7 protein-coding genes are annotated in these 7,787 nt (G+C 74.6%); 1 reads left to right on the forward strand and 6 read right to left on the reverse strand.

All coding sequences use genetic code 11. The features are described from left to right. Positions 1 to 94 precede the first annotated feature (94 nt). Entirely contained in the window at positions 95 to 988 is an 894-nt protein-coding gene (locus EAD98_RS25225; RefSeq protein WP_121656476.1) for a PmoA family protein, read from the forward strand. Between the two features lie 25 nt (positions 989 to 1,013). On the opposite strand, the gene EAD98_RS25230 is transcribed toward EAD98_RS25225, so the two are convergent. From EAD98_RS25230 to EAD98_RS25255, 6 genes are all read right to left on the reverse strand, one after another. Continuing rightward, complete coding sequence (locus tag EAD98_RS25230) at positions 1,014 to 3,251, reverse strand: hypothetical protein (protein ID WP_121656477.1); 2,238 nt, start codon at positions 3,249 to 3,251, stop codon at positions 1,014 to 1,016. A 49-nt stretch (positions 3,252 to 3,300) separates the two neighbouring features. Further along, positions 3,301 to 4,056 (reverse strand): hypothetical protein, encoded by a 756-nt coding sequence (locus EAD98_RS25235; RefSeq protein WP_121656478.1) that lies wholly within the window; start codon positions 4,054 to 4,056, stop codon positions 3,301 to 3,303. A 19-nt stretch (positions 4,057 to 4,075) separates the two neighbouring features. Beyond that, positions 4,076 to 4,537, reverse strand: a complete 462-nt coding sequence (locus EAD98_RS25240) for a hypothetical protein (protein ID WP_121656479.1) — start codon at positions 4,535 to 4,537, stop codon at positions 4,076 to 4,078. After that, a complete protein-coding gene (locus EAD98_RS25245; RefSeq protein WP_121656480.1) occupies positions 4,534 to 5,463 on the reverse strand; it encodes a hypothetical protein in 930 nt (309 codons plus the stop codon). The genes EAD98_RS25240 and EAD98_RS25245 overlap by 4 nt, the downstream gene beginning before the upstream one ends. After that, the gene (locus EAD98_RS25250) at positions 5,460 to 5,975 is read right to left on the reverse strand and encodes a phage tail protein (RefSeq protein ID WP_121656481.1); all 516 of its coding nucleotides are present in this window, start codon (positions 5,973 to 5,975) and stop codon (positions 5,460 to 5,462) included. Before EAD98_RS25250 ends, EAD98_RS25245 begins: the two co-directional genes overlap by 4 nt. Beyond that, positions 5,956 to 7,787: baseplate J/gp47 family protein (locus tag EAD98_RS25255; RefSeq protein WP_121656482.1), on the reverse strand; the 1,832-nt coding region annotated here is incomplete at its 5' end. The genes EAD98_RS25255 and EAD98_RS25250, both read right to left, overlap by 20 nt.

Below are 7,787 nucleotides of genomic sequence, written 5' to 3' on the forward strand. Positions count from 1 at the left end.
CCCCGGTCGCGGTGCCGATCCTCGTCGGCTACACCGTGGCAGCCCTGCACGCCGTCGCCCGCCGCCGGCCGGTTGCCGCCGAAGGGAAGGCGCCGTGACCACCGGGCGACCGTCCGGCGGCACCGACCCCGGCCCGGCCACCGCAAGCGACGAGCCGGCTCGGCTGCTGGTCGGCGGCACGGAAGTGGCCCGGTACGTGCTCGCACCGGCACTCGACGAACGGCACGGGCCCCGGCCCTACCTGCACCCGGTGCGCACCCTCGGCGGGACGGTGGTCACCGACGCGCTGCCCGCCGACCACGTGTGGCACCTCGGCGCCTCCCTTGCGGTGCAGGACGTCAACGGCAGCAACCTCTGGGGCGGACGCACCTACGTCCGCGACGTCGGCTACACCTGGCGCGACGACCACGGCGTCATCGCGCACACCGGCGAGGTCGAGCGGACCCCGGGCCGGTACGCGCACGACCTCCAGTGGCGTGACCGGGCCGGCCAGGTGCTGCTGACCGAGCGGCGGTGGGTGGCCGCGTCGATGGTCGCGCCGGACGCCTGGCGGCTCGACCTGGACACCGTCCTCACCGCCCCGGCCGACCGGGAGGTGCGCCTGGGCAGCCCGGCCACCAACGGCCGCCCGGGTGGGGCCGGCTACGGGGGGTTCTTCTGGCGGGCCGCCGCCGACGGGGAGGCGGCGGTGTTCACCGTCGACGCCGCCGGGGAGGAGACGGTCAACGGCAGCGCGGCGCCGTGGCTCGCGCTGGCCGGAACCGCATCGGGCGGCGGGGCGTACACCCTGGTCTTCACCGGCCTCGGCCCGGGGGACCGGTGGTTCGTGCGGACCGGGATGTATCCGGGGGTCTGCGTGGCGTTCGCGTTCGACGACCCGGCCGTGGTGCCGGCGGGCGGAAGCCGCCACGGCCGGTACGGGGTGCTGGTGGCCGACGGAACCCTCGACCGGGACCGGGCCGCGGCCCTGGTCGGAACGATGCCGTGAACGCCGCGTGCACGCCCCGGTGCGGTCAGCGGGATCGCTCGGTCAGCTCGCGGACCGCCACCTGGTACGCGGCCTGGGTGTGGTAGGGCCAGTGCCGTTCGATCGGAGGCGGCACGGTGTCGGCCGGGTCGATGGTCAGGCTGCGCGGATCGCGCAGCCGGATGTCGACGTCGCCGGCCGCCGGCCCGGCGCCGGACGGCGGCGTGTCCGCGGCCCGGGGGAAGATCGGCCCGCCGATCGGATCGGTGTCCCGCCACAGGTTGCGCCAGCGCCACCCGACCCGCTCGCCCAGGTCACCGAGCGTCTGCGGCCCCAGGTACGCCGGATACAGCCGGGCGTAGGTGCGCCGCAGCGGTGAGCCGTAGGTCAACAGCGAGACCCGGGCCAGCACGGACGGCGGTAGCTGCAGGATGGTGGCGACGGCGAGCACCGAGCCGTGGCTGTGCCCGGAGAGGACGACCGGCTCGTGCGCGGCGAGCCCGGTGATCCGTTTCGCCAGCTCCGGGACGGCACGGGCGGCGTAGCAGGGCGGCGCGAGCGGGTGGACCGTTCGGGGCCAGAAGGTGCCGAGGTCCCACAGGATCGCCACCACCCGCCGGGACTGCGGCGACCGGTACGCGCGGAACCCGAGGATCAGGAGGCAGATCACCAGCAGGCTGATCACCCAGACGCCCGCGTCGGTCACGTAGGCGGCGAACACCGCCGCCGCACCCCCTTGTCCACCGAGGCGGGCCGCGAGCTGGGCGGGACCGATCCCGATCACGTCGAAGGTGACCGTGGCCAGCCCGAGCGACGCGATCACCAGGAACGCGATCAGCACCGGGCCCAGCTCCTCGGTCACCCGGGCGCGGGCGATGGTCTCCTGGACGAGACGCAGCCGGTGTGCGTCCTCCGCCCGCACGTCCGGGTAGTCCCGTTCGATGATGCGCGCCGCCAGCCCCCGTCGTCGCCGTCGGCTCAGCAGGAGGGTGCCCGAGGTCGTGGCCGCGCCGATCAGCAGCGCGGCGAGCCCGGCGAGCGCGGCCCACCAGTAGGCGACCGGCGGCTCCAGCGGACCGACGATCGGCGGGTTGGGCCGGATCGGATCGGGGATGTCGCCGTGGTCGAGGGCGTCCGCGAGGCGGTAGACCAGGGTCGCGGTGAAGGCCGCGCCGACGCTCACCGCCGACGCTGCCATGATCGGCGTGCCGAGCCCGCGGAGGAAGGGGCGCTCGTCGGAGTGGGCGCCACGCTGGCGTGCGTACGTGACGACGGTCAGCACGACGAGCAGCACACCCTGCACGGCGACCACCCCGGCGGCGATGCCCTCGTACCCGGGCAGTTTGCCGGAGCCGGACGGTGCCGCGCCGGCGAGCGTGGCGGAGCCGAGGCACAGCACGCTCACCCCCGCGGTGCCCACCCACAGGGGGCGGAGAAACCGCCGGGCCCCCGCCGGGCTGGCCGGCACGGGCAGCGCGAGGAGGACCACGCCGAAGACGAGCAGCCCGACGGCCAGCCCGAACAGCACGACGTGACCGGGCACGCCGAACCCGCCCGGCGAGGCGCCGGCGAGCAGGGCGACGTTCACCGTCCCGAGGCCGAGCGCCACGTGGACCTGACGCAGCCAACCGGTGGTGTGCTCGTCGTGCCAGAAGCCGGCGTCGGCGAGGCTCTCGGTCCGGCCGCCGGTGGGCGGCTGCGCCGATGACGGGCCGAACCCCTCGAAGGCCCGCGCCGAGCGGGTGCCGATGACCCAGACGCCCCGCAGCGCCAACAGTGGAACGACCGACAACAGGGCCAGGCGGGGGCCGGAGGGGAGGGCGTAGAGCCAGGCCAGATAGGGACGGCTGGCGCGGCACCCCGGGTACGGCACGCACTGCCAGCCGATCAGGTCAAGGGTGACCCCCACGATGGTCAGGACGAACGTGGCCGTGAGGGTGCCGGCGAGCAGCCGACACAGCGTGCTGAGTAGGCCCCACCGGTCGGGCCCCGGCGGTCGCAGCCAGATCGCGAGGTTGCTCAGCATGAAGGGCAGCAGCAGCAACATCGAGGCCGTCCGTACCGCCGCGCCGGCGGTCAACGAACCCCAGCGGTACGCCTCGACGGCGACTCCGGCCGTGGCCCCACCGGCGACGCCGCTGCCCGGTCGGGGGCGGAAGAAGCCCGCGTGCGTGTCCCCGGCTACGCGGACCACGTTCGGGTGATCGAGGATCCGCTCGGCGGTGACTCCGGAGATGCCGTGCACGCGCAGTTCCACGGCGTCGCGGGGCGGCCTCCTGTCCACGCCGTCAGGGTCACAGACAATCCACCCGGGCGTGCCGGTACCGCGAACGTCAGCGGGTGGGCAGCGCGGCGGTCACCCGGACGGCCTTGACGATCGCCGGGATCGAACCGATCAACAGCACCAGCCCCCAGATGATGGCGACCACCGCGAAGACCAGCGCCGCCACGTCGTCGACGATGCTGACCAGGATCACCGGCACCAGGTTGTGCAGGAACTCCAGCACGACCGTGCAGAGCAGGGTGGTGAGGATCAGCAGGACGAGGCCCTTGTTCTGGAGGAAACGCGGCTGGGCCAGCACCAGCAGCCCGGCCCACACGAGCTTGAGCAGCAGCACCAACCCCAGCAGCACGGCCGCCTCGCCGACCGGAAAGAACCCCCACAGGGCCAGGTAGGCCAGCGTGCCGAACGGCGCCGCCAGGAACAGCGACACCATGATCATCAGTTCCACGAACGCGATGATCAACGCGAAGAGGCCGACGATGATCAGGATGATCGAGAAGATCAGGCTGGCCAGACCCTGCACCCGGCCCTGGATCCGCTCGGGCAGCAGCAGGCCCAGGCAGAACAGCCCGGTGCTCCAGACCGCCACCGCGTCGATCAACGCCAGGTAGCCGGTGCCCCGGCCGGACGGCTCGCTGACCCCGGACACGTCGTCGAGCTCCACGTCCAGCCCGCCGGCGCTGTCCGCCAGCGCCGCGCTGGCGTCGGCTCCCCCGAGCAGCAGCCCGGCGCCCAGCTCGACCCCGATCGCCAGGACGATGGCGAGCATCGCCAGCAGCAGGAACGGCTTGCGCAAATCACCCACGGCGACACCTTCTCTCGGGTCAGGACGCGGCCACGGTGATGGTGCAGGCACCCAGGCCGGGGCAGATCACGGCCACCTCGGCGGCCTCGTCGACGGCGACCTTCGCCACCGCGCCGGTGCCGTCCGGGGCCGGCTCGACCTCGTCGCGAATCGTGAGGTCGGCGTCGCCGGGCGCCCGCGCGACGACCGTGAACGGCCGCGCGCTGCGCAGCACCAGGGTGCGCAGTCCACCCGGGTCGGCGACCCGCACCACGCAGCTACCGGAGAAAACCAGCTGCCCGGGCTGCTCGGCGCAGTCGGCGCTGACCGTGGCCGGGTCCACCGCCGACCGTTCACCGCCCAGCGCACCCAGCCGCTCGACCAGCCCGTGCCGGGCCCCCGGGTCACCCCGGTCGTCCCGGCCCGTGCCGGCCGCGACCACGAACAGCGCCACCAGCAGGACGGCGAGCAGCCCCAGCAGCGCCTTCTGCCGGCCGCTCATCGCACGGCGGCCGGCGGCGCGACCTCGGTGAACCGGATCTCGTCGACACCCGCGAAGTAGCGGTTGGTGCCCTGCGTCTTGCCCACCACCACCAGGGTCACGCGGTGTGGGCCCCTGGTCAGCCGGACCGTGCCGACGTCCAGGAACTCCGTCGTGCGCACCGTCGGCGTGAAGCCGAGGAACGCCCCGCCGACCTGGGCGCCGTCGATGGCGAAGACGGTGTTGGCGTAGTCGGGCGCGGTGGTGCGTACCGCCGCGAAGCGCCAGCTGCCGTCCGCCGGGATCTGCACCGTCACGGTGACCTGGTCGCCGATGGCCAGCCCCTGGAAGAACAGCTGCTTGCCCCCGGACCAGGTCACGCCGCAGCAGTTCGGTTGCGCCCCCACGACCGCCCCGCTGGTCCGTGGTGACTCCACCACCGCCGCGTCCACCAGGCTCTCCGCCTCGACGGTGACGACCTGCGGCTCGCCGGGGGCGGGCTCACCGCCGCGGGTCAGCAGCACCACCCCCACGGTCACCACCACCAGCACCAGCGCCGCCGCCGCGGCGATCCACGGCCACGGGGTACGCCGGGGCGGTGCGACCGCCCGCACCTCGTAGGTGACCCGGCCGCTGGAACGGGAACTCTCCTCCGGCGCGGTGTTCGCCGAGTACGCGAACCCGGTCATGTCGTAGCGCCGGGGCGGGGTACCGGCCGGCACGGCGAGCTTGACCAGGAACGAGACGGAGCCCTGCCCGGGCACCACCCGCTGCGGCTCGGTCACCGTGAACCAGGCCCGCTGGGAGCCGTCGCCGGGCGCCACGTCGAACACCACCGTGTCCGGCGCGTTGCCCGGGTTGGAGACGGTGAAGGTCAGCTCGCCGATGTTGCGCGGGTCGAGGGTGAACTGTTCGGCGGCGGCGACGACCGCCCACTCGGTGGTCATGACGACTCCTCTGCGACGACGATCTCGGCGGTGGTGGAGGCGGGCTTCTCCGCCTCGACGATGCGGGTGATCACGGCGAGCTGACCGGCGGCGGCCGCCGGCACCCGCACCACGACGTGAAACGGCCGGTCCGCTGGCTCGTCGATCGCGAAACCGCGCAGCCCGGTGGCCAGTTCGAGAGCCCTTCGCATCCCGTACGGGGTGCCGCGCCAACGGGCCAGCAGCGCGCCGTTGGCCACCAGGTCACGCAGCCGACCCACCGGCAGCGGCAGCGGGGCGTCCGGGCGGGGCGAGGCCACCACGTGGTCTATCGCCACCCAGCGGGTCAGCTGCACGACCAGACCGTCCGGCGCCCGGTACGGGTCGAACAGGGCGTCCACCTCGGCGAGGATCGCCTCGTCCGGGGCGTGCAGGCCCTCCATCACCTCCAGCAGCGCCCACAGGACGCTGCCCGGCACGCAGGCCCGCTGGTACGCGGCGGGCAGCAGCCGCTCAATCGCCGAGCGTCGCATCCTGCCGCACCACCTCGATGTCGTGCTCGCCGGAGCAGAGCAGCCAGGTGTCGGGGACGGTCACCACGTCGGCGGTGGCCTGGTTGGCGCTGGCGGTCCAGTCCACCGCGCCGGCACTGCGGTAGACGCCGCGCCCGCCGCCGGCCAGGAACAGCCGCTCGGCCTGCTCGCCGCTGGTCGCCGCGCCGCCGCTGACCGCGAGGGCGTCCACCGGCTCGAACCGGGTCCGGTCGCGCAGCGGCAACCCGCAGTTGACCGACACCGACTGCCACTGCGGCTGGGCGCCCAGGGTGTCCAGCCGCAGCACCCCGCCGCTCTGGGTGGCCGCCACCGCGAGGGGGCCGGCGAACGCCAGATCCCGGCAGGTGCCGCCGATCCAGCCGCTCTGCACCGACTGCCACTGCACGTCGGACTCGAACAGCCGGGTGCGGTGGCAGCCCTGGCCCGGCTTCTTCGGGTCCGGTTCGCCGGCCCCGCTCCACAGCAGCGTGGCCGGGCCGTCGTACTGCACCGCCAGCACCCGGTTGTCCACGTTGGACAGGCCGACGTGCGCGAAGCTGCCGGGCCGGCCGCCCGCCGTCGACAGGTACACGCCGAAACCGGCCTGCGCGGCCACCGCCACGCCCGGCGCGCCCCGCTCGGAGACGAACGCGCGTACCGCGTAGAACCCCCGGTCGGCGTCGGACGGGTCGACCAGGATCTGCAACGGCACCGCGCCGGGCAGCAGCGACACCTCGTACAGGCCCGTGTCGGTGGCCACCAGCAGGGCGCCCGCGCCGTCGCGGTCCAGCCAGGCCACGTCGGAGATCCGCGAGTCGAGGTCGGTCAGCAGGGACCACGTCTCGCCGAGGTCCGTGCTCAGGTGCACCCGGGAGCCGCCGGAGGCGCGCAGCGTCACCACGGCCACCGAGCCGGGACGCGGCACGATGCCCGGCCGCGCCGGCGCCGGGGCGGGCGCCACCCGCAGCACCGTCTCGCCGTCGAAGCGACCGGTCGGCTCCCAGCCCGCGCCCGCGTTGCTGGAACGGAACAGCACCGCGCCCCGCCCGGCGTACCAGGTGCGGGGCTGGTACTGGTCGACGGCGAGGGCGCGGACCTCGGCGTCGGGCGCCTCGTCGACCACGAACCGCACCGACTCGACGTAACGCACGCCCGGCTCGGCCTGCTCCAGCAGCCGGTACACGTTGGACGCCCGCAGCGGCTCGCCGAACGGCCAGCCGGTCGGGTTGAGCGCGGTGGGCAGCGGGCTCAGCGTCTGGTGCAACCGGTCGTGGATCCGCCGGCGGACCGCGTCCACGTCCTCCTCCCGCCGGACCACCACCCGCGCCCGCACGGAGATCGCCTTGAACCGGGCCCAGGTCGCCCGCGACCGGACGCCGAGCATCCGCCGCTGTTCCAGGTCCGTCTCCACCCGGCGCCGAGCCTCGGGCACCTCGTGCTCGCGCAGCACCGCCACCGGCAGCCGGCCACCCGGCCGGGCCGCCGCCGGCACGTACGGCACCAGCACCACCTCGACCTCGCCCGGCCGCGCGAAGCTGTACACCGCGGCGCGGGTGAACGCCCGGGCCCGGGCCACCGCGCCGGAGCTGGTGGCCAGCACCTCGAAGTCGCGCGCGGTGACCGCGCGCTGCTGGGCGAAGAACTCGTACGGGCCGCGCAGCAGCACCGACTCCAGCGCCTCCATCTCCCGACCGCCGGCCGCCGGCCCGGGGTTGTCGACGCGTACGCCGGGCAGGGGGTCGCGCAGGCTGGTCAGCGTGCCGGCGGCCACGTTGCCGGTCGGCCCGCCGCCGGCCCGGTACCAGGGCCGAC

The sequence above is a fragment of the Micromonospora sp. CV4 genome (assembly GCF_003667455.1).
Lineage (GTDB): Bacteria > Actinomycetota > Actinomycetes > Mycobacteriales > Micromonosporaceae > Micromonospora.

Excerpts from the sequence above, each read along its gene's own strand:
- EAD98_RS25240 (WP_121656479.1), bottom strand. The coding sequence starts at position 4,537 with ATGAGCGGCCGGCAGAAGGCGCTGCTGGGGCTGCTCGCCGTCCTGCTG.
- EAD98_RS25245 (WP_121656480.1), bottom strand. The coding sequence starts at position 5,463 with ATGACCACCGAGTGGGCGGTCGTCGCCGCCGCCGAACAGTTCACCCTC.
- EAD98_RS25250 (WP_121656481.1), bottom strand. The coding sequence starts at position 5,975 with ATGCGACGCTCGGCGATTGAGCGGCTGCTGCCCGCCGCGTACCAGCGG.